Raw genomic sequence first — 21,122 nt, forward strand, 5'->3', positions numbered from 1 at the left:
CTATTCCCTACAATCGCCGCGTAGTTTGACTTTATTAACAGGTAGCAGCTCATGACTCCCGAACATCTCCCAATTGAACAGTACGACGCGCAACTGGCCGAAAAAGTCGCCCGCTTGCAAAGCATGATGGCCCCTTTTGCAGCACCAGCGCCGGAGGTGTTCCGTTCGCCAACCAGCCACTATCGGATGCGTGCTGAATTTCGTATCTGGCATGATGAAGACGACCTGTACCACATCATGTTTGACCAGGAGACAAAGCAGCGCATCCGGGTTAACACCTTCCCGGCAGCCAGCACACTTATCAACGCGTTGATGCCTGCGATGCTCGACGGCGTGCGTGATATTCCCGCCCTGCGCCACAAACTCTTCCAGATTGATTATCTGACGACGATGAGCAACCAGGCGGTTGTCTCGATGCTTTACCACCGGAAATTGGGTGAAGAGTGGCAGCAACACGCTGAAGCACTGCGCGACAATCTGCGGGCTCAGGGTTTCAATGTTCATTTAATTGGCCGTGCGACCAAAACCAAAATCGAGCTGGATCAGGATTTCATCGATGAGCGTTTGACTGTTGCCGGTAAAGAGATGATTTATCGCCAGGTGGAAAACAGTTTCACGCAACCCAACGCGGCGATGAATGTTCATATGCTGGAATGGGCGCTGGATGCCACGCACGGTTCAAAAGGCGATCTGCTGGAACTGTATTGCGGTAACGGTAACTTCTCGCTGGCACTGGCTCGCAACTTTAATCGCGTGCTGGCAACTGAAATCGCCAAGCCGTCTGTTGCTGCCGCGCAATACAATATTGAAGCGAATGAAATTGAAAACGTGCAAATCATTCGTATGGCCGCGGAAGATTTTACCCAGGCGATGAATGGCGTGCGCGAGTTTAACCGCCTGAAAGGTATCGACCTGAAAAGCTACCAGTGCGAAACCATTTTCGTCGATCCACCACGCAGTGGTCTGGATGCTGACACCGTGAAAATGGTGCAGGCGTATCCGCGCATCCTTTATATCTCCTGCAACCCGCAAACCCTTTGCGAGAACCTGGAAACATTAAGCGAAACCCATAACGTGTCACGGCTGGCGCTATTTGACCAATTCCCGTACACGCACCATATGGAATGCGGTGTGTGGCTAACACGCAAATAGCAAAACGGACGCCTCGGCGTCCGTTTTTGTTTTAGAGCAGGCTGCTATTCCGTCACCTGGGATTTACGTGCGCGGATTTTAATACCAATCCAGAACAACAATGCGACCGAAAGAACCGCTGGCAAGAAGTTGGAGCCAATAGCTGGATATTCAGCGCGTACCACTGCGCTATACAGCAACACGCCCAACACGAAACAAGCCGCTGCGATACTTGGCAAACCCACCGGCATCGTGCGGTTTTGGTAGCGTTGATGCAAACAGTACACCGTCAGCACCAGCGCGATAATTGGAAAAATGGAAAACGGCACAACCGAGCTGAACACTGCGGCAAACGTTCCGTTGATCGCAAGGCCTGCAATAAACGCTAACCCGAGCGTACCTCTATCTTGTAACTGTTTCATTGCCCTTCCTTCATTCACTCTTCAGATATTTGAGCCAATGCCATTTTTTCTTGCTCCCGGCGATACCAGTAATACGCACCTTTGGAAATCATGCGCAACTGAAGTACCAGACGCTCTTCAAGCTGACGACGCTGATCGGCATCGACGTCTAACGCTTCGGCACCAGCACTAAAAACAATCGTCACCATCGCTTCTGCCTGCGCTTCAGTAAAGCTGCGCGACATACGATTTTCGAGTTCCAGATAATCAGCAAGTTCCGCAATAAAGTGCTGAATTTCACGCGCGACGGCGGCACGAAATGCGGCTGACGTTCCAGAACGCTCACGTAAAAGCAAACGGAACGCGTTGGGATTATTACCGATAAATTCCATAAATGTTGAGACGGAGGTACGAATTACGCTTCCTCCTTTGGCAATTCTTTGGCGGGCCTGGCGCATTAACTGGCGCAGCATCAGTCCACTCTCGTCGACCATTGTCAGCCCAAGCTCATCAACGTCACGGAAATGGCGATAAAACGATGTTGGCGCAATACCAGCCTCACGAGCGACCTCGCGCAAACTCAGGCTGGCAAAACTTCGTTCAGCACTTAACTGGCTAAACGCGGCTTCCACCAGAGAACGCCTGGTTTTTTCTTTTTGTTGCGCTCTTACACCCATCATGTTGCCTGAATCCCTTAAATCGAGCCCGCACTATACCAGAGAATAACTTAACTGCTTTTATACAGGATTGTGAATGATTGTTTACGCGACCCTCCTCGCGTTACGCAGTAAAAAGCACAACGACAATTGGGTTATCCCGGCGTTGATGTTACCATCGTGTTGCTTTTATGTATAAGAACAGGTAAGCCTTACCATGTCACACACCTACGATTATGACGCAATAGTAATTGGTTCCGGTCCTGGCGGCGAAGGCGCTGCAATGGGGCTGGTGAAACTTGGAGCAAGGGTAGCTGTCGTCGAGCGCTACCATAATGTGGGTGGCGGTTGTACCCACTGGGGAACCATCCCCTCGAAAGCCCTCCGCCACGCCGTCAGCCGCATTATCGAATTTAATCAAAACCCTTTATACAGCGACCACACCCATCTTCTCCGTTCTTCCTTCGCCGACATTCTTAATCACGCCGACAGCGTTATTAACCAACAAACTCGCATGCGCCAGAGCTTCTACGAGCGCAACCGCTGCGAGATGCTGCAGGGCGATGCACGTTTTGTAGATGAACACACCATCTCGCTGGAATGCCACGATGGCTCGGTAGAAATGATCACCGCCGATAAATTTATTATCGCCTGTGGTTCACGCCCTTATCGTCCACCAGAAGTCGATTTCAGCCACCCACGCGTGTACGACAGCGATTCCATTCTTAACCTGCACCACGAACCACGCCACGTCATTATTTATGGTGCTGGGGTAATTGGTTGCGAGTATGCGTCGATTTTCCGTGGCATGAACGTTAAGGTTGATTTGATTAACACCCGCGATCGCCTGCTGGCGTTTCTCGATCAAGAGATGTCCGATTCGCTCTCTTATCACTTCTGGAATAGCGGTGTCGTTATTCGCCACAACGAAGAGTTCGAGAAAATCGAAGGTGTGGAAGATGGTGTAATTGTCTCGTTGAAATCAGGCAAAAAAGTGAAAGCTGACTGCCTGCTTTATGCCAACGGACGCACCGGTAATACCGATTCATTGTCACTGGAAAATGTCGGGCTGGAAGCGGATGGCCGTGGTCTGTTGAAGGTCAACAGCATGTACCAGACTGCACAGCCGCATATTTATGCCGTGGGCGATGTGATTGGTTATCCAAGCCTGGCATCTGCGGCCTACGATCAGGGGCGAATTGCCGCGCAAGCGATGGTCAAAGGCGAAGCAACTGCTCATCTGATTGAAGATATTCCGACCGGTATTTATACCATTCCGGAAATCAGCTCCGTCGGCAAAACCGAACAGCAATTGACCTCGATGAAAGTGCCGTACGAAGTAGGACGGGCTCAGTTCAAGCACCTGGCTCGTGCACAAATTGTTGGCATGAACGTGGGTACGCTAAAAATTCTCTTCCATCGCGAGACAAAAGAGATTTTAGGTATTCACTGCTTCGGTGAGCGCGCGGCTGAAATTATTCACATCGGCCAGGCGATTATGGAGCAGAAAGGTGGCGGCAACACGATTGAGTACTTTGTTAACACCACCTTCAACTACCCGACCATGGCGGAAGCCTATCGGGTTGCGGCACTAAACGGCTTGAACCGCTTGTTTTAACGCTGGCTCAAAATGGCCATCCATGTGTGTACGGATGGCCTCTGCGAGTTGCTCATAGCGACCACGCAGCGGAGAACCCGGACGATAAACCAGGCCGATAGTCCGGCGCGGTTCTGGTTTATAACATGGCAGATAGACGACACCATCACGGCAACGCTCATTCGGCACGGCCAGCGCAGGTAATAATGTAATTCCACTGCCTGCCGCAACCATGTTACGCAGCGTTTCAAGGCTAGTTGCACGGAAATGCGTATCTTCGTCTGCACCCGCTTCAAAACAGAAACCCAGCGCCTGATCGCGCAGACAATGCCCGTCTTCCAGCATCAGCAGCTTTTCACCCGCTAAATCAGACAACGGGACGCGATCGCGCTCGGCCCATGGGTGATCCTGATAAATCGCCAGCATCATCGGCTCGTCGAATAACGGTACTTCAATAAACGCTTCGCTCTCTTTCACCAAAGCCAGAATCGCACAATCAAGCTTGCCGCTATCAAGCTGCGCAAGCAGTTGATGGGTTTGCGCTTCGTGAAGATACATTTCTAGTTTGGGGAAAGTTTTATGCAGCATCGGGATAATCTGCGGCAGCAGATAAGGCCCAACGGTTGGGATCAAACCAATGTGTAGCGGCCCGGACATCGCTTCGCCTTGTTGGCTCGCCATCTCTTTCAGGACTTTAACTTCGCGCAGCACAGTACGCGCCTGATCCACCAGCAGTAAACCTGCCTGAGTGAACAATACTTTTCGGCTAGTGCGCTCAAGCAACATTACGCCGAGCTCATCTTCAAGTTTACGAATCTGGCCGCTCAGCGTTGGCTGACTGACGTGGCAGGCATCCGCTGCCCGGCGAAAGTGACGATGTTCAGATAACGCCACCAGGTATTCAAGATCACGAATATTCATTCTCTATCCTCCGGCGCCATGATAGACCATGGCGATAGAAATCATAGCAACGAACGATTATCCCTATCAACCATTGATGTTCAATAATAGCCATCAACAGCACAAACCATCTACGACTCTGGAATGTGTTGTGAGAACTCAGTTCTCCGAATGACCTACTGAAGCCAACGTGAATCATTTAGCGGACATTATGTCCGCTCTTTTTTTATCCCTTATAAACAAACAAGCCCGGCACAAGGCCAGGCTCTTCTTATCTTGCAGATAACGTTAAACCAGACGCTGTTTCGCGTCGACAATCGCCTGTGCTACCTGTTTCGGAGACACGCCGCCTTTGGCTGAACGTTTATCCAGGCAAGATTGCAAAGACAGAATCGGGTAAACATCGTCACCAATCGTCGCACTGAATTTTTGCAAATCGGCGAGCGACAAAGCTTCCAGCGCCTTGCCCTGACGAATCGCTTCCACTACGGCCTCACCCACAATGTGGTGCGCTTCACGGAAAGGAACCCCTTTCGCGACCAGGTAATCAGCCAGTTCAGTTGCGTTGGCATAACCCTGCTCTGCAGCTTCTTTACAACGCGGGCGCTTCACCTGAATGCCATCCAGCACCAACACGGACATATGCAGGCAATCGAGCCAGGTATCAAGCGCGTCAAACAAGCCCTCTTTGTCTTCCTGCATGTCTTTGTTGTACGCCAGCGGCAGACCTTTCAGGGTCATCATCATGCCAGTCAGCGCACCCTGCACACGGCCACATTTGCCACGAATAAGCTCCAGCGCATCTGGGTTTTTCTTCTGCGGCATCAGGGAAGAACCTGATGTCACGCGGTCAGATAACTCAACAAAGCCCGCTTCACCCGTGTTGAAGAAAATCAGGTCTTCAGCAAAACGCGATAAGTGAACCATGCCGATAGACGCGTCAGAAAGCAGTTCCAGGACGTGGTCACGATCGGACACGCTATCGAGGCTGTTACGGGTGGCCGAGGCAAAACCTAACCAGCCCGCCAGTTGATCACGGTCGATTTCATAAGCCGTGCCTGCCAGTGCGCCGCTACCCAAAGGGCTAACGTCCAGGCGTTCGAGCGTGCTCTGTAAACGGCTTTCGTCACGCGCCAGCATTTCAACATAAGCCAGGCACCAGTGCGCAAACGTCACTGGCTGCGCACGTTGCAAGTGCGTGTAACCCGGCATCACGGCATCTTGGTTGTTTTCAGCGGTTTCAATCAGCGCCTGTTGCAATTGGCGAGTCGCCCCCAGCAATTCGCTGATTTGCATTTTGCACCACAGTTTAAGATCGGTGGCGACCTGGTCATTACGGCTACGGCCCGTGTGGAGTTTTTTACCAAGCGCACCAACTTTATCGATGAGCTTCCCTTCCACCCAGCTATGAATATCTTCCGCATCGCTCTCAAGAATGGCTTGCGGATTCGCCTGAACTTCTTCAAGCAGGAAATTAAGCGCTTGCTCAAGCTCCTGTTGTTCAGCAACGGTCAGAACACCAACGGTAACCAGCGCTTTGGACCAGGCGACAGAACCGACAATGTCTTGCTCAGCCAGTCGGTAGTCAAAACGTAATGAGTCATTGAACGATTTGAACCGCTGATCTGCTGCCTGAGTAAAACGTCCACCCCAAAGTGCCATATTGATGCTCCATTAAATTCTTTTGTTCCCTTCTCTGAATGAGAAGAGTTAAACCATTCTGATCCCCTCTCCTAAGGGAGAGGGTTAGGGTGAGGGGAAATTTTGACTACAGACGCCCTCACCCCGGCCCTCTCCCCCAGGAGAGGGAGGCTATTGATTACTTCTTCAGTTCGTTCAGTGCACGAATACGTGACGACAGCGAGAACAGACGGATAAAGCCGCCCGCATGGCTATGGTCATACACTTCGTCTTCACCAAAGGTCGCGAACTCTTCGCTGTACAGGCTGTCAGGAGATTTTTTCTGCGTCGCGGTAACCTGGCCTTTATACAGCTCCAGCACCACTTCGCCGTTCACTTCTGCTGCCAGCGATTCAGCAGATGCCTGCAAAGATTTACGCAACGGCGCGAACCAACGGCCATCGTAAACCACGTAAGACATTTCCAGGCCCAGTTGCTCACGCCATTTGAAGCTATCGCGATCCAGAACCAACTGCTCAACACCACGCAGTGCCGCCATCATAATGGTGCCTCCTGGGGTTTCGTAGCAGCCACGGGATTTAATCCCCACCAGACGGTTTTCTACGATATCGATACGGCCAATGCCGTGTTTAGAGCCAATCTTATTCAGCGTTTCCAGGCACTGATAAGGCGTCATGGTTTCGCCGTTAACCGCAACCACTTTGCCTTGCTTAACAGTAACCGTCACTTGCTCTGCCTGGTCTGGCGCTTCTTTAGGGTCAACAGTCCACACCCAGCAATCTTTGTTTGGTGCATTCCATGGGCTTTCCAGCACGCCGCCTTCAGTGGAGATGTGCCATGCGTTTTCATCACGGCTGTAGATTTTCTCAAGTGACGCGGTGGTCGGAATATCACGCTCTTTCAGGTAATCCAGCAACGCTTCACGGGAACGCAAATCCCACTCACGCCATGGCGCAACCACTTTCAGATGTGGAGCCAGTGCAGCCCAGGTGGATTCGAAACGGACCTGGTCGTTACCTTTGCCGGTCGCACCGTGGCACAGCGCATCGGCGCCCACTTTAGTGGCGACATCAACCAGTGCTTTCGCAATCAGCGGACGCGCCATAGACGTACCCAGCAGGTAGCTGCCTTCGTACAGTGCGCCAGTCTGCAATACTGGATAGACGTAATCGCTGATGAATTCTTCACGCGCATCAACGACATAACACTCAGTTGCGCCAGAGCGCAGTGCTTTTTGCTCAACACCTTTCAGGTCTTCACGATCCTGGCCGATATCCACCACACAAGCGACCACTTCACAGCCGCCGTAGTTTTCTTTCAGCCATGGAATGATGGCTGAAGTATCAAGGCCGCCAGAATAAGCGAGAACGATTTTTTTGATGCCGTGATTTTGCATTGTCTTATCCTTTCAAAACTAAGCCAGAATACGGGTGCCAATGGCCACGCCGTTAAATAAAGAAGGTAACTGCTCCGCGTGACGCCATGACGCAATATCCACCGGGCGACCCAGCGTACGTGCTGCATCCAGCGCCGCGTTAACCTTAACAATCATGCCGTCGGTAATAATGCCTTGAGCGATCAACTGCTCGGCTTTTGCCGCCGTCATTTCTGCAATACGTTGCCCTTTGCCATCCAGAATACCGCTGACGTCTGACAGCAGAATGAGATCCGCGCCGAGCGTGGCAGCCAGTGCCGTAGCGGCCTGATCGGCATTGACGTTCATCAGCTCGCCTTCAGCGGTAACGCCAATAGAGCTAACAATCGGCAGGAAACCGGAATCCAGCAGCGTGGTAATCAGCTTAGCTGAACCTGGCTTTGCAAGGCCGACATGGCCCAATGCTTCATCGAGTTTGGTCACCGTGACGCTGTCGCCATCGCCGAGGCAAAGACCGACACCATTGATGTCATGTTTTTTGGCCCACGCCAACAACGTTTTGTTCGCCGTACCCGCCAGCGCACCGGTAATAATGTCAATCTGGTCAGCAGGCGTAACACGCAGGCCGTTTTTCTTGGTCACCGGTAAGGAGAGCTTTTTCATCAGCTCATCAACCACACAGCCACCACCGTGAACAATCACCAGCGGACGTTGATGGGACTGACGATAGTTCACCAGCGCGGTAAACAAGCGCTCCAGCGCTTCTTCGCTATCCAGCAGTACGCCGCCTAATTTGATAATTAATGGATTCATCATTCACCCAGCCGATTAAATAAGAGACTGCGTTTCGGCAAAGCCAAAACGAATATTCAGGCACTGCACAGCCTGGGCCGACGCGCCTTTCAGAAGGTTATCTTCGGTCGCGACGACAATCAGATGCTCGCCCTGCACTGCGAAACCAATATCGCAGAACGGCAGGCCAACCACGTTTTTCAGTGCTGGCACGCCTTTGTCATACAGGCGCACTAACGGTTTATCTTGATAAGCCTGATTAAACACCTCGGCGACTTGCTGCTGGGTCACCCCGGCTTTCAGGCGGCAAGTAATGGTCGCCAAAATCCCGCGCGGGAAATTGCCCAAGTGTGGAGTGAAAATCACTGGAGTCCCGAGATGCGTGACAATTTCGGGATGATGGCGATGATTAAAAATGCCATACGGTTGCAGGCTCACTTCGCAGAAACTGTTAGAGATCGCCGCTTTGCGCCCTGCACCGCTCACACCGCTGGTTGCGTTAATCACCGGCCACTGGTTTAAATCCAGCAAACCCGCTTCAATCAGAGGTTTTAACGCCAGTTGGGAGGCCGTTGGATAGCAGCCAGGCACAGAAATTAAACTGGTTTCTTTTATTCTGTCGCTCTGCCATTCCGCGAGGCCATAAACCGCCTGCTCCAGCAATTCAGGGTGCTGATGCGTAAAGCCGTAATAGAGTTGATAAAACTTAGCATCGTTGACGCGGAATGCACCGGACAAGTCAATGACAACGCAGCCTTTCGCAAGAAACTGCGGTGCCAGGTCATGGCTGACTTCATGGGCTGTGGCAAGAAAAACAACATCCACACCATCGGTAAATTCGCTGATATCCGACATTGGCAGTAACGGCATGTCCACGATACCTTTTAATTGCGGATGCAAATCAGATATCAATTTTCCTGCGTCATTACTTTGCGCTGAAACCGTCAAAGCGGTTATGTTCATATGAGGATGGCGATTCAAATAGGTCACAAGCTCTGCGCCTGCATAACCGCTGGCACCAACAATCAGCGTATTCAACATCTCGGCTGTACACCTTCTTAGGTTGTGTCTGCTAAAGGTGTCAGCTGAAAGCCATCACCCAACGTACAACGACGTGGTTCAATCCACCGGAACCAGGGGTTCCATCGCGGCAGGTAATAATGTATTTTTATTCAATATTACTGCATGATTATGTATACCAACCTGAGCTAAGGCCTGTCAACAGTGAAGATGAAATTACCTCCTTTTATCGAGATTTACCGCGCATTGATCGCCACCCCTTCCATCAGCGCTACCGACAGTGCATTGGATCAGAGCAATCAGTCTTTAATCAATTTGCTGGCGGGCTGGTTCCGCGATCTTGGCTTTAATGTCGAAATACAACCCGTACCAGGTACACGTAATAAATTCAATATGCTGGCGAGCACCGGTACCGGTGCCGGTGGGTTGTTGCTGGCGGGTCACACGGATACCGTTCCGTTCGACGATGGCCGCTGGACACGCGATCCGTTCACGCTGACCGAACATGAAAATAAACTGTACGGCCTCGGCACTGCCGATATGAAAGGTTTCTTCGCCTTTATTCTCGATGCGCTGCGCGATGTGGATGTGACGACGCTTAAAAAGCCGCTCTATATTCTGGCAACCGCCGATGAAGAAACGACTATGGCGGGCGCACGCTATTTCTCTGAAAACACCAGCATACGCCCGGACTGCGCCATTATTGGTGAGCCGACTTCGTTGCAGCCAGTGCGCGCCCACAAAGGCCATATCTCTAACGCAATCCGCATTCTTGGCCAGTCCGGTCACTCCAGCGATCCCGCTCGGGGCGTGAACGCTATCGAACTGATGCACGACGCAATCGGCCACATCATGTCGCTGAAAAACACGCTGAAAGAGCGTTATCACCACGATGCCTTCACCGTGCCGTATCCAACGCTAAACCTCGGCCATATCAGCGGTGGCGATGCCGCCAACCGTATTTGTGCCTGTTGTGAACTGCATATGGATATTCGCCCGCTTCCGGGCCTTACGTTAAATGATCTTAACGGTTTGCTTAACGAAGCGCTGGAACCGGTAAGCCAGAAATGGCCAGGCCGCCTGACGGTTTCTGAACTTCACCCGCCGATTCCGGGCTATGAGTGCGCCAAAGACCACCAGCTAGTACAAGTGGTCGAAAAGTTATTAGGCGCGCAAACAGAAGTGGTGAACTACTGCACCGAAGCGCCATTTATTCAGACCATTTGCCCGACGCTGGTTCTGGGACCAGGTTCTATAAACCAGGCACACCAGCCGGACGAATACCTCGAAACACGGTTTATCGAGCCAACTCGCAAACTCATTACACAGGTTGTGCATCATTTTTGCTGGCATTGAAAAATAGCGATTCAGGGGGTTTTGCCCCCTTTTTCAGCTGCTTTTTAGCGGATCCTCATAAGAAACGCTTATCCACGAAGTTAGTAATTAAATTTCATGAATTAGCGCCATTTATTCGTTTGCTGAAACGATTTCGTAGCAATTGACGAATGATAACTTACGTGGCTTTATAAAGACGGTGTTGAACCTTCACGGGTGAAATTAAGTTACATAAAAAGATGGGGTGTGTGGGACTACAATGAACGAACAATATTCCGCTTTGCGAAGTAATGTCAGTATGCTCGGCAAGTTGCTCGGGGATACCATCAAAGATGCATTAGGTGAAAACATCCTTGACCGGGTAGAAACAATCCGTAAGTTGTCGAAATCGTCACGAGCGGGCAATGAAGCGAACCGTCAAGAGTTGCTCACCACGTTACAGAACCTGTCTAATGACGAACTACTCCCTGTAGCCCGTGCATTCAGCCAGTTCCTGAACCTGGCCAACACCGCCGAGCAATATCACAGTATTTCCGCTAATGGCGAAGCCGCCAGCAATCCCGAAGTTATCGCTAAGACACTCCAAAAATTAAAAAATCAGCCGGATATTAGCGAAGATGCCGTTCGTGATGCTGTTGAATCGCTGTCATTAGAATTAGTTCTGACCGCACACCCAACCGAAATCACCCGCCGCACCCTGATTCACAAGCTGGTTGAAGTAAACAGCTGCCTGAAACAACTCGACCATAGCGACATTGCCGATTACGAACGTAACCAGATTATGCGCCGTCTGCGCCAACTGGTGGCACAGGCCTGGCACACCGATGAAATCCGTAAATACCGCCCGTCCCCTGTAGATGAAGCGAAATGGGGTTTTGCGGTAGTTGAAAACAGCCTGTGGGAAGGGGTTCCTAACTACCTGCGCGAACTGAACGAGCAACTCGAAGACAATCTGAATTACAAACTGCCGGTCGATTTCGTCCCGGTACGATTCACCTCCTGGATGGGCGGCGACCGCGACGGCAACCCGAACGTGACCGCCGATATTACCCGCCACGTGCTGTTGCTCAGCCGCTGGAAAGCCACCGACCTGTTCCTGCGCGATATTCAGGTGCTGATTTCTGAGCTTTCGATGGTGGAATGCACGCCTGAACTGAGCGAACTTGCAGGCCCGGACGCCGCACAAGAGCCGTACCGTTGCATCATGAAAGGCATTCGTCAGCAATTAATGGTGACTCAAGCCTGGCTGGAAGCACGCCTGAAAGGCCAGCATCTGCCACAACCAGAAGGTTTACTGACGCAAAACGAACAGCTTTGGGATCCGCTCTACGCGTGTTACCAGTCGCTACAAGCTTGCGGTATGGGCATTATCGCTAACGGTCAGTTACTCGACACCTTGCGCCGCGTGAAATGCTTCGGCGTTCCGTTGGTGCGCATTGATGTCCGCCAGGAAAGTACTCGCCATACCGAAGCGCTGGGCGAGATGACTCGCTACCTGGGCATTGGTGATTACGAAAGCTGGTCCGAGGCGGACAAACAAGCCTTCTTGATCCGTGAACTGAACTCTAAGCGTCCACTTTTGCCGCGCCAGTGGGAACCGAGCGAAGAAACTCGCGAAGTGCTGGATACCTGCAAAGTCATTGCCGAAGCTCCACGTGGTTCAATCGCGGCTTACGTGATTTCGATGGCAAAAACGCCGTCGGACGTGCTGGCGGTTCACCTGTTACTCAAAGAAGCGGGCTGCACTTTCGCGCTGCCTGTGGCTCCACTGTTCGAAACCCTCGACGACCTGAACAACGCCGACGACGTAATGACTCAGTTGCTGAATATCGACTGGTATCGCGGCTTTATTCAGGGCAAACAGATGGTCATGATTGGCTATTCTGACTCGGCAAAAGACGCAGGCGTGATGGCGGCATCCTGGGCGCAGTATCAGGCACAAGATGCGCTGATCAAAACCTGCGAGAAAGCCGGAATTACCCTGACGCTGTTCCACGGACGCGGCGGTTCTATCGGTCGTGGCGGTGCGCCAGCGCATGCAGCTCTGCTTTCTCAACCGCCGGGCAGCCTGAAAGGCGGCCTGCGCGTGACTGAACAAGGCGAGATGATTCGCTTCAAATACGGTCTGCCGGAAATCACTATCAGCAGCCTGTCGCTCTACACCAGTGCGATTCTTGAAGCTAACCTGCTGCCGCCGCCAGAGCCGAAGAAAGAGTGGAAACATATCATGGAGGATCTGTCTGCGACCTCCTGTGATATGTATCGTGGGTATATCCGCGAAAACGAAGACTTCGTGCCGTATTTCCGTTCAGCAACACCAGAGCTGGAACTGGGTAAACTGCCGCTGGGTTCACGCCCTGCGAAACGTAAACCTAACGGTGGCGTTGAGTCTCTGCGAGCCATTCCATGGATTTTCGCCTGGACGCAGAACCGTCTGATGCTTCCAGCCTGGTTGGGCGCGGGTGCCGCGTTACAAAAAGTTGTCGAAGATGGCAAACAAGATGTGCTGGAAACGATGTGCCGCGACTGGCCATTCTTCTCGACACGCCTTGGGATGCTGGAAATGGTCTTTGCCAAAGCTGACTTGTGGTTGGCGGAATACTACGACCAACGTCTGGTGAAACCGGAACTGTGGAAGCTAGGTAAACAGCTACGCGACCAACTGGAAGCGGATATCAAAGTGGTGCTGGATATCGCCAACGATTCCCATCTGATGGCCGACTTGCCGTGGATCGCCGAATCTATCCAGTTACGTAACATCTACACCGATCCGTTGAACGTATTGCAGGCTGAATTGCTGCACCGTTCTCGTCAACTGGAAGAGAAAGGTGAGGAACCAAATGCGCAGGTAGAACAGGCGCTGATGGTGACCATTGCCGGTGTTGCGGCAGGTATGCGTAACACGGGTTAAGCCCGAAATCAGGCAGTTTTCAAACCCCGCGCAAGCGGGGTTTTTGTTTTTACCCCTATGCGGTGCCACCCACGATATTAACTGCCAGTCTGCGAAACGATCACCCTGCCGTTAGATGTAGCTCAACAAATACTCAACACCCCTACGGTAGAGTCAGTAGTAGTGAAGTTCGGGCAAGACTCGACTCACGGACTTGACCCTATCCACTTATAAGGGAAATAAAGTATGGATCGCATCATTCAATCACCGAGTAAATACATCCAGGGTGCCGATGTCATTACAAGACTAGGAGAATATCTGAGCCCACTGGCCGAACGTTGGCTGGTCGTGGGTGATAAATTTGTATTAGGTTTTGCGCAGGAAGCATTAAGCAAAAGCATGAAGGATGCCGGATTAGCGCTAGAAGTCGCGCCATTTGGCGGTGAATGTTCGCAAAATGAAATAAATCGTTTACGCGCCGTGGCAGAAAAAATGCAGTGCAGTGCAATACTGGGTATCGGTGGCGGAAAAACGCTCGATACCGCAAAAGCACTGGCGCACTTTATAGATGTTCCGGTCGCGATAGCTCCGACCATTGCCTCCACAGACGCTCCATGTAGCGCCCTTTCCGTTATTTATACCGATACCGGCGAATTCGACCGTTATCTGCTGCTCCCCAACAACCCCGAAATGGTTATTGTCGACACTAAAATCGTCGCCGGTGCGCCAGCTCGTTTACTGGCTGCAGGGATTGGTGATGCTCTGGCGACCTGGTTTGAAGCCCGCGCATGTTCACGCAGCGGTGCCACGACTATGGCGGGTGGCCGTTGCACTCATGCCGCGCTTGCTCTGGCAGAATTGTGCTACAACACACTGCTCGAAGAGGGTGAAAAAGCGATGCTTGCAGCAGAGCAGCATGTTGTTACGCCAGCACTGGAACGCGTCATCGAAGCCAACACCTATTTGAGCGGCGTCGGTTTTGAAAGCGGCGGCCTCGCGGCGGCTCATGCAATTCATAACGGTTTGACCGCAATTCCAGATGCGCATCATTTCTATCATGGCGAAAAAGTGGCTTTCGGTACGCTGACCCAGTTAGTGCTGGAAAACGCCTCGCAAGAAGAGTTCGAAACCGTTGCCGCACTGTGTCACTCGGTAGGTTTACCGCTCACGCTGGCACAGCTGGATATCAAAACTGAAGTTGCAGAAAAAATGCGCATTGTTGCGAGAGCTGCCTGTGCAGAAGGCGAAACTATCCACAATATGCCTGGCGGTGTGACAGTTGATCAAGCCATTGCCGCGCTGTTAGTTGCTGACCAGTACGGTCAGCGCCTGTTAGAAGCCTGGGAATAATACCCATAAAAAATCCCCGCAGTTACGCGGGGATTTTCATGTCAGATAGCAGATTATTTCAGGTCAAAGCGATCCAGATTCATCACTTTCACCCAGGCTGCAACAAAGTCTTTCACAAACTTCTCTTTAGCATCGCCACTGGCATACACTTCCGCCAGCGCACGCAGAACCGCATTGGAACCAAAGACCAGGTCTGCACGAGTCGCCAGATGTTTCACCTCACCCGACTGACGATCGCGGCCTTCAAACAACTCAGAAGAGTCATCGGTCGCTTTCCATTCGGTGCGCATATCCAGCAGGTTGACAAAGAAATCGTTACTGAGCACGCCAAGACGATCGGTGAATACACCTTGTTTACCGCCATCAAAATTCGCACCCAGCGCACGCAAACCACCTACCAGCACGGTGAGTTCTGGTGCGGTCAGCGTCAGTTGCTGTGCTTTATCAATCAGCAGGGATTCTGTTGTCGCCGCATCCACGCGAGCACGGTAGTTACGGAACCCGTCTGCCGCTGGCTCAAGCAGGTTGAACATCTCGATATCGGTCTGATCCTGGCTGGCGTCCACACGACCCGGAATAAACGGAACACGTACGCTGATGCCAGCCGCTTCCGCTGCCTGCTCAACACCCACCACACCGGCCAGTACAATGATATCGGCCAAAGATACTTTACCAGAGGCTTTCTGAATCGCTTCCAGCGCTGGCAGAGCACGCGCTGCCGTCGCATTCACATCCCAGCTACGCTGAGGTGCCAGTGCCAGGCGCGCACCATTAGCACCGCCACGTTTATCGCCGCCACGGAAAGTAGAGGCCGATGCCCAGGCGACAGACACCAGTTCACTCACTGACAAACCGGAACGGGCAATTTCTGCTTTCAGGTGGTCGATATCTGCTGGTGTTGGGCTGAATGTCGCTTTCGGCAACGGATCCTGCCAAATCAGTTCTTCTCTTGGCACTTCCGGGCCGATATAACGCGCTACTGGCCCCATATCGCGGTGAGTCAGCTTGAACCATGCGCGGGCAAAGGCTTCATTGAATGCCTGAGGATCATTAAGGAAACGACGTGAAATTTTCTCGAATTCTGGGTCAAAACGCAGCGTCAGGTCGGTAACCAACATTGTTGGTTTACGCTTTTTCGAGGGGTCAAAAGGATCAGGAATGATTTCTGGTGCATTTACAGCTTCAAACTGAATGGCACCAGCCGGGCTGCGCGTCTGTACCCATTCAAATTTGAACAGGTTCTCGAAGAAGTAGTTACTCCACTGCGTTGGCGTTTGTGACCAGACGACTTCCAGGCCAGAAGTAATCGCATCAGCACCTGCACCTGAGCCGTGGCTGCTCGTCCAGCCTAAACCCTGCGCTTCAATTGGCGCGGCTTCCGGATCGACGCCCACATGGGTTGCTTCCGCCGCACCGTGGGTTTTACCCAGCGTATGACCACCCGCGATAAGCGCGACAGTCTCTTCGTCGTTCATCCCCATATTGCCAAAAGTCGCACGAATGGCAGCGGCCGCGGAGAGCGGTTCACCACTGGCATTTGGCCCTTCCGGGTTAACATAAATCAGCCCCATTTCGGTCGCGGCCAATGGGCGTTTGGCGAGCGCTTCAGGATCACGATGCTCAAGCCAGGCTTTTTCATTACCCCAGTTCACATCAAGGTCTGGCTCCCAAACGTCTTCACGCCCAGCGCCAAAACCGAAGGTACGGAAACCGGAGTTTTCCAGCGCCACGTTCCCCGCTAACACATAAAGATCGGCCCAGGATATTTTCTGACCATATTTCTGTTTAATAGGCCACAGCAGGCGACGGGCTTTATCAAGGCTAACGTTATCCGGCCAGGAATTAAGAGGAGCAAAACGCTGCTGACCACGGCCTGCGCCACCACGACCATCGACTGAACGATAGGTGCCAGCACCATGCCAGGCCATACGAATGAACAGCCCGGCATAGCTGCCCCAATCAGCAGGCCACCATGGCTGAGAATCGGTTAACAGGGCTTTGAGGTCGCCTTTCAGAGCAGAATAATCAAGTTTGCTGAATTCTTTGCGGTAGTCAAAATCTTCGCCCAGGGGGTTTGAACGGTTAGAGTGCTGATTGAGGAGGTCAACACGGAGTTGCTTTGGCCACCAGTCACGAGTGCTTGTACCCGCTCCTGCGCTTACATCCTGACTGCCCTGATGAAACGGGCACTTTCCTGCTGACAACGTATTATGATCGTTTTCGTTCGTGCTCATCTTCCTGCTCCCTTTCACTGTTGTAGTACCAGGATATACATCTCTGCAGATAAGTTATAGATGAAAAAAACTACAGATTTGATAGTTATTACCTTCTGACCAGAGGCAAGGTAGCAAAAGTTTTTTTAACAAAACGTCGACAACCCCATAAACTTTCAAAATTAAGAATTAAAAGTTCGAAGGAAATCAGGAGAATGGATGTGAGTTTACTGCGGAGAAAGTCATGGCCCTTGCGGGCCATTTTCTTCAATCAGATAGTCGGGCGAACACCCAGCGTGTGGCAAATTGCGTAACTCATCTCTGCGCGGTTTAGCGTATAGAAGTGGAAGTCTTTCACGCCTTCACGGCTGAGAATTTTCACCATATCCATCGCAATATTAGCACCGACCATTTTGCGAGTTTCCGCGTCGTCATCCAGGCCTTCAAACATTTGCGCCATCCAGTGCGGAACGCGCACATTGGTCATGGTGGCAAATTTGTGTGCCTGCTTGTAGTTACTGACCGGCAGAATACCCGGCACGATTTCAACGTCGATACCCGCAGCGGCGCAGCGGTCGCGGAAGCGCAGATAACTTTCTACATCGAAGAAGAACTGAGTAATAGCGCGGTTTGCACCGGCATCAATCTTGCGCTTCAGGTTGATAAGATCAGCCTGCGCACTTTTCGCTTCAGGATGAACTTCCGGGTAAGCGGCGACAGAAATATCAAAGTCACCGACATCTTTAAGTAACGTCACCAGGTCAGAAGCGTACATATCCGGTTTGCCGCCGCCTGGCGGTAAATCACCGCGCAGAGCCACGATATGACGGATACCGTTATTCCAGTAATCCTGCGCGATAGCACGCAGTTCATCGCGCGTTGCATCAATACAAGTCAGGTGCGGTGCCGCTTCCAGACCGGTGCGGTCTTTAATGCCTTTGATGATGCTATGCGTGCGGTCACGTTCGCCCGAGTTTGCGCCGTAAGTCACGGAGACAAATTTTGGCTTCAGGCTGCTGAGTCGATCAATTGAGCTCCACAGGGTTTGTTCCATTTCACTGGTGCGCGGCGGGAAAAATTCAAAGGAAACGTTAATTTGCCCGGCGACTTCGGCCAGACTCTGATTCAGTGCTTCCCGCTGGTTGGCGTGAAAAAAGCTCATACCCTTACCTCATTAATCGCATTTTATTATGTGATGTTGTGTTTTGTTGCTATCCAGACGTTTAGACGTCCAGATAGCAAGATGAAGGAAAAGCGTGACGTCGTCAACAGAAAATTCAACACAAGAAATGAGGATTTCTCACTCAAGTTGAAATTTATTCATGTTCGAGGGGAGGATGAAAAAAGGCCAGCTAAAGCTGGCCTCGGTATTTCTGTCACTGCACCGTTTACAGCAACTGCGCCAAACGGTTGAGATCCGACTGAATAGCGCCAGCCGTCACATCCCGACCAGCGCCAGGCCCACGAATCACCAGCGGGTTATCGCGATACCAGCGGCTTTCGATGGCGAAAACGTTATCGCACGGCAGCAGCGAAGCCAACGGGTGCTCAGGGCGCACCGCCTCCACGCCGACACGCGCTTTACCATTGGCATCGAAACGCGCCACGTAACGTAACACCAGACCCATTTCCTGAGCCGCGTCAAAACGCTGAACCATCTGTTCGTTCAGCTCATCGCCATTTTCAAAGAAATGGTCAATTGAACCAGTTTCACTACCGTTTGTTACCAGCGATTCAACGCGCACCTGATCTGGCTCGATGTCATAACCTGCTTCACGGGCAAGAATCACCAGCTTGCGCATCACGTCTTTACCGGAAAGATCAACGCGCGGGTCTGGTTCAGTCAACCCTTGCTGCCAGGCCTGGTCCACCAAATCGGTAAACGGCACCGTGCCATCGAATTGCAGGAACAGCCAGGAGAGCGTACCGGAGAAAATACCGCTGATGGCAAGAATTGAGTCACCGCTTTCACGCAGGTCACGAACGGTATGGTTGACCGGCAAACCTGCACCCACGGTGGCGTTATACAACCAGTGGCGGCCTGTCTTGGTAAAGGCGTTGCGAATTTCACGGTACTTCTGGCTGTTGCTGGCACCGGCCAGTTTATTGGCGCTGATCACGTGGAAACCGTGGCTGGCAAAATCAAGATACTGATCGGCCAATTGCTCACTCGCCGTCACATCCAGAACCACCAAGTCGTCATACGGATGCGAACGCATCCACTGGAACAGGGATTCTTCATCCTGCTCTACCGCTTCGTCGTTAAAGAAAGCGAGCGCGCGGCTGGCATCCAGCCCTTCGTAATTCAGCAAACTGCGGCGGCTATCTACAACACCCGCCAGAACGAATTCAAAACCGGTACGCGCAGAAATAGTTTCTTGCTCGCGGGCGAACAATTCCAGCCAGCGAGAACCAATATTCCCTTTACCGAAAAGCACCAGACCAACACGTTTTTCAGCGCGGAACAGGGACTTATGCAGACCCTTGATGAGATTTTCAGTTGGGCCAACACGCAGTACCGCAACCAAACTAATTCCGTCTTCAGACTGCCAGATAAACTCAACAGGCTGGTCTTTCAACTGCTGCCAGAAGCGGTGGCTATGCAGCGGGTTACGACATACGCCTGCGCCCACCATCGCCACCAGCGCCAGGCCTTCACGCAGACGTAATTCGCCCGGCAGGTTAGCTTTCGTGAGCGTTTCTAACACGCTGCCGGCAACTTCTGAGGTATAGCAAAGTTGCAGCAGGTTACGATCGGGATGAACGCCAACAGACAGCGGGCGAATCTGAGCACGTTTTAACAACGTATCCAGCTCTTTGTGTGCCAGCTTAAAATCTTGCTGCGGGGAAACCTGCAGTTCAATCAGGCAGACATCATCGTGGCTGGTGACGATACGTGCGCCAGTACCGGAAGCCAGCACACGCTCGATACGTGTTGAACCTTGTTCTGGTGAATAGCTGCAACGTAATTGCAGGTCGATATCGCTACCAGAAACAGGCTGCAAGGTACGGGCGTGCAGGACAGGAGCGGCCAGGCGAGCCAGCTCACTCGCTTCATCCAGGCGCAAAAGAGGCAGCAAGCACGCATCTTTCACTTTACGTGGGTCAGCGCTGTAAACCCCGGCAACGTCACTCCAGATGGTCACGCGGGAAACCCCAGCCAATGCACCAATTTGAGTGGCGGAATAGTCAGAACCATTACGGCCAAGCAGCACGGTTTCACCCGCATCATTACGGCAAATAAAGCCGGTAACGACGAGGCGCTTATGCGGATGTTGCGCCATAAGTTCTTGCAGCAAAGGCCAGGATAAGCCTTCGTTAACTTGTGGTTGAGCAGCACGTTCAGCGCGCATAAATTCACGCGCATCCAGCCATGCAGCCGGATGACCTAACTGATTCAGCACCGCAGACATCAGGCGTGCAGACCAAATTTCACCATGACCTACGACTTCGGCATACACTGCGTCAGTCATTTTGCCATCCAGCAAAGCCGCCAGACGCTCAAGATCCTGAATGAATGCACCGATCAGAGCATCAGCAACCTCAGGAGCCACAAGGCCGCTAATCAACTCGCTCTGATAACGACGCAGCGCTTGTTGAACCTGATGAGCAGAAAGACGATCGCTTTGGCTCAATTTTAGCCAGTTAATCAACTGGTTGGTCGTGCTACCGGCGGCGGAAACCACCATCATGTCGCCAGGATGAGAATACTCGGCCATGATCCCTGCAACGCGCAGGTAACACTTCACATCTGCCAGACTACTGCCACCAAATTTATGCAGTTGGCGAACCGGCGCCGCTGCTGGTGCTGAAACACTCAT

General features: G+C 52.1%; 15 protein-coding genes and 1 pseudogene. 6 read left to right on the forward strand and 10 right to left on the reverse strand.

The annotated features are described in order from the left end of the window. The first annotated feature begins 51 nt into the window (after positions 1-51). Positions 52-1,152 carry a tRNA (uridine(54)-C5)-methyltransferase TrmA gene (trmA, locus tag D8682_RS14865; protein ID WP_121814595.1) on the forward strand — a complete coding sequence of 367 codons (1,101 nt, stop codon included), beginning with the start codon at positions 52-54 and terminating at the stop codon, positions 1,150-1,152. A gap of 44 nt (positions 1,153-1,196) precedes the next feature. Here trmA and D8682_RS14870 read toward each other — a convergent pair whose 3' ends face one another. After that, a complete protein-coding gene (locus D8682_RS14870) occupies positions 1,197-1,553 on the reverse strand; it encodes a YijD family membrane protein (RefSeq protein ID WP_064541639.1) in 357 nt (118 codons plus the stop codon). 14 nt (positions 1,554-1,567) lie between these two features. Continuing rightward, a complete protein-coding gene (gene fabR, locus D8682_RS14875) occupies positions 1,568-2,212 on the reverse strand; it encodes an HTH-type transcriptional repressor FabR (RefSeq protein WP_074388501.1) in 645 nt (214 codons plus the stop codon). A gap of 193 nt (positions 2,213-2,405) precedes the next feature. On the opposite strand from fabR, the gene sthA reads away from it, so the two are divergent. Beyond that, positions 2,406-3,806 carry a Si-specific NAD(P)(+) transhydrogenase gene (gene sthA / locus D8682_RS14880; RefSeq protein WP_064541645.1) on the forward strand — a complete coding sequence of 467 codons (1,401 nt, stop codon included), beginning with the start codon at positions 2,406-2,408 and terminating at the stop codon, positions 3,804-3,806. Here sthA and oxyR read toward each other — a convergent pair. From oxyR to argC, 5 genes are all read right to left on the reverse strand, one after another. Beyond that, positions 3,780-4,706 (reverse strand): DNA-binding transcriptional regulator OxyR, encoded by a 927-nt coding sequence (oxyR, locus tag D8682_RS14885; protein WP_064541648.1) that lies wholly within the window; start codon positions 4,704-4,706, stop codon positions 3,780-3,782. The genes sthA and oxyR overlap by 27 nt on opposite strands. A 267-nt stretch (positions 4,707-4,973) precedes the next feature. After that, positions 4,974-6,347, reverse strand: a complete 1,374-nt coding sequence (argH, locus tag D8682_RS14890) for an argininosuccinate lyase (RefSeq protein ID WP_064541651.1) — start codon at positions 6,345-6,347, stop codon at positions 4,974-4,976. A 157-nt stretch (positions 6,348-6,504) separates the two neighbouring features. After that, positions 6,505-7,722, reverse strand: a complete 1,218-nt coding sequence (locus D8682_RS14895; RefSeq protein ID WP_064541654.1) for an argininosuccinate synthase — start codon at positions 7,720-7,722, stop codon at positions 6,505-6,507. 18 nt (positions 7,723-7,740) lie between these two features. Continuing rightward, positions 7,741-8,517, reverse strand: a complete 777-nt coding sequence (gene argB, locus D8682_RS14900; RefSeq protein WP_121814596.1) for an acetylglutamate kinase — start codon at positions 8,515-8,517, stop codon at positions 7,741-7,743. Between the two features lie 12 nt (positions 8,518-8,529). After that, positions 8,530-9,534 (reverse strand): N-acetyl-gamma-glutamyl-phosphate reductase, encoded by a 1,005-nt coding sequence (gene argC / locus D8682_RS14905; RefSeq protein WP_121814597.1) that lies wholly within the window; start codon positions 9,532-9,534, stop codon positions 8,530-8,532. A gap of 183 nt (positions 9,535-9,717) precedes the next feature. Between argC and argE the strand changes: the two genes are divergently transcribed. The 4 genes and pseudogenes from argE (at position 9,718) to D8682_RS14925 (ending at position 15,088) form a co-directional block, all read left to right on the forward strand. After that, positions 9,718-10,869 (forward strand): acetylornithine deacetylase, encoded by a 1,152-nt coding sequence (gene argE / locus D8682_RS14910; protein WP_064541663.1) that lies wholly within the window; start codon positions 9,718-9,720, stop codon positions 10,867-10,869. A 238-nt stretch (positions 10,870-11,107) separates the two neighbouring features. After that, on the forward strand, positions 11,108-13,759 hold the full coding sequence (gene ppc / locus D8682_RS14915) for a phosphoenolpyruvate carboxylase (protein WP_121814598.1): 2,652 nt from the start codon (positions 11,108-11,110) through the stop codon (positions 13,757-13,759). Positions 13,760-13,849: 90 nt separating this feature from the next. Then, a pseudogene (locus D8682_RS14920) lies at positions 13,850-13,972 on the forward strand (fructose-6-phosphate aldolase); the annotation flags it as partial. Between the two features lie 12 nt (positions 13,973-13,984). After that, complete coding sequence (locus D8682_RS14925) at positions 13,985-15,088, forward strand: glycerol dehydrogenase (RefSeq protein ID WP_064541670.1); 1,104 nt, start codon at positions 13,985-13,987, stop codon at positions 15,086-15,088. A gap of 53 nt (positions 15,089-15,141) precedes the next feature. Here the strand turns inward: D8682_RS14925 and katG are convergent, their stop codons facing one another. From katG to D8682_RS14940, 3 genes are all read right to left on the reverse strand, one after another. Next, the gene (gene katG / locus D8682_RS14930) at positions 15,142-17,322 is read right to left on the reverse strand and encodes a catalase/peroxidase HPI (protein WP_064541673.1); all 2,181 of its coding nucleotides are present in this window, start codon (positions 17,320-17,322) and stop codon (positions 15,142-15,144) included. A gap of 250 nt (positions 17,323-17,572) precedes the next feature. Then, entirely contained in the window at positions 17,573-18,463 is an 891-nt protein-coding gene (gene metF, locus D8682_RS14935) for a methylenetetrahydrofolate reductase (protein ID WP_064541676.1), read from the reverse strand. A 226-nt stretch (positions 18,464-18,689) separates the two neighbouring features. Continuing rightward, positions 18,690-21,122 carry a bifunctional aspartate kinase/homoserine dehydrogenase II gene (locus D8682_RS14940; RefSeq protein WP_121814599.1) on the reverse strand — a complete coding sequence of 811 codons (2,433 nt, stop codon included), beginning with the start codon at positions 21,120-21,122 and terminating at the stop codon, positions 18,690-18,692.

It is taken from the genome of Buttiauxella sp. 3AFRM03, from assembly GCF_003675305.1.
GTDB classification, from domain to species: Bacteria; Pseudomonadota; Gammaproteobacteria; order Enterobacterales; family Enterobacteriaceae; genus Buttiauxella; species Buttiauxella ferragutiae.

Coding starts and splice junctions, on each gene's coding strand:
- argH (WP_064541651.1), bottom strand. CDS start 6,347: ATGGCACTTTGGGGTGGACGTTTTACTCAGGCAGCAGATCAGCGGTTC.
- ppc (WP_121814598.1), top strand. CDS start 11,108: ATGAACGAACAATATTCCGCTTTGCGAAGTAATGTCAGTATGCTCGGC.
- D8682_RS14895 (WP_064541654.1), bottom strand. CDS start 7,722: ATGCAAAATCACGGCATCAAAAAAATCGTTCTCGCTTATTCTGGCGGC.
- argC (WP_121814597.1), bottom strand. CDS start 9,534: ATGTTGAATACGCTGATTGTTGGTGCCAGCGGTTATGCAGGCGCAGAG.
- D8682_RS14925 (WP_064541670.1), top strand. CDS start 13,985: ATGGATCGCATCATTCAATCACCGAGTAAATACATCCAGGGTGCCGAT.
- D8682_RS14940 (WP_121814599.1), bottom strand. CDS start 21,122: ATGAGTGTTTCAGCACCAGCAGCGGCGCCGGTTCGCCAACTGCATAAA.
- metF (WP_064541676.1), bottom strand. CDS start 18,463: ATGAGCTTTTTTCACGCCAACCAGCGGGAAGCACTGAATCAGAGTCTG.
- katG (WP_064541673.1), bottom strand. CDS start 17,322: ATGAGCACGAACGAAAACGATCATAATACGTTGTCAGCAGGAAAGTGC.
- oxyR (WP_064541648.1), bottom strand. CDS start 4,706: ATGAATATTCGTGATCTTGAATACCTGGTGGCGTTATCTGAACATCGT.
- fabR (WP_074388501.1), bottom strand. CDS start 2,212: ATGATGGGTGTAAGAGCGCAACAAAAAGAAAAAACCAGGCGTTCTCTG.
- trmA (WP_121814595.1), top strand. CDS start 52: ATGACTCCCGAACATCTCCCAATTGAACAGTACGACGCGCAACTGGCC.
- D8682_RS14870 (WP_064541639.1), bottom strand. CDS start 1,553: ATGAAACAGTTACAAGATAGAGGTACGCTCGGGTTAGCGTTTATTGCA.
- argB (WP_121814596.1), bottom strand. CDS start 8,517: ATGATGAATCCATTAATTATCAAATTAGGCGGCGTACTGCTGGATAGC.
- sthA (WP_064541645.1), top strand. CDS start 2,406: ATGTCACACACCTACGATTATGACGCAATAGTAATTGGTTCCGGTCCT.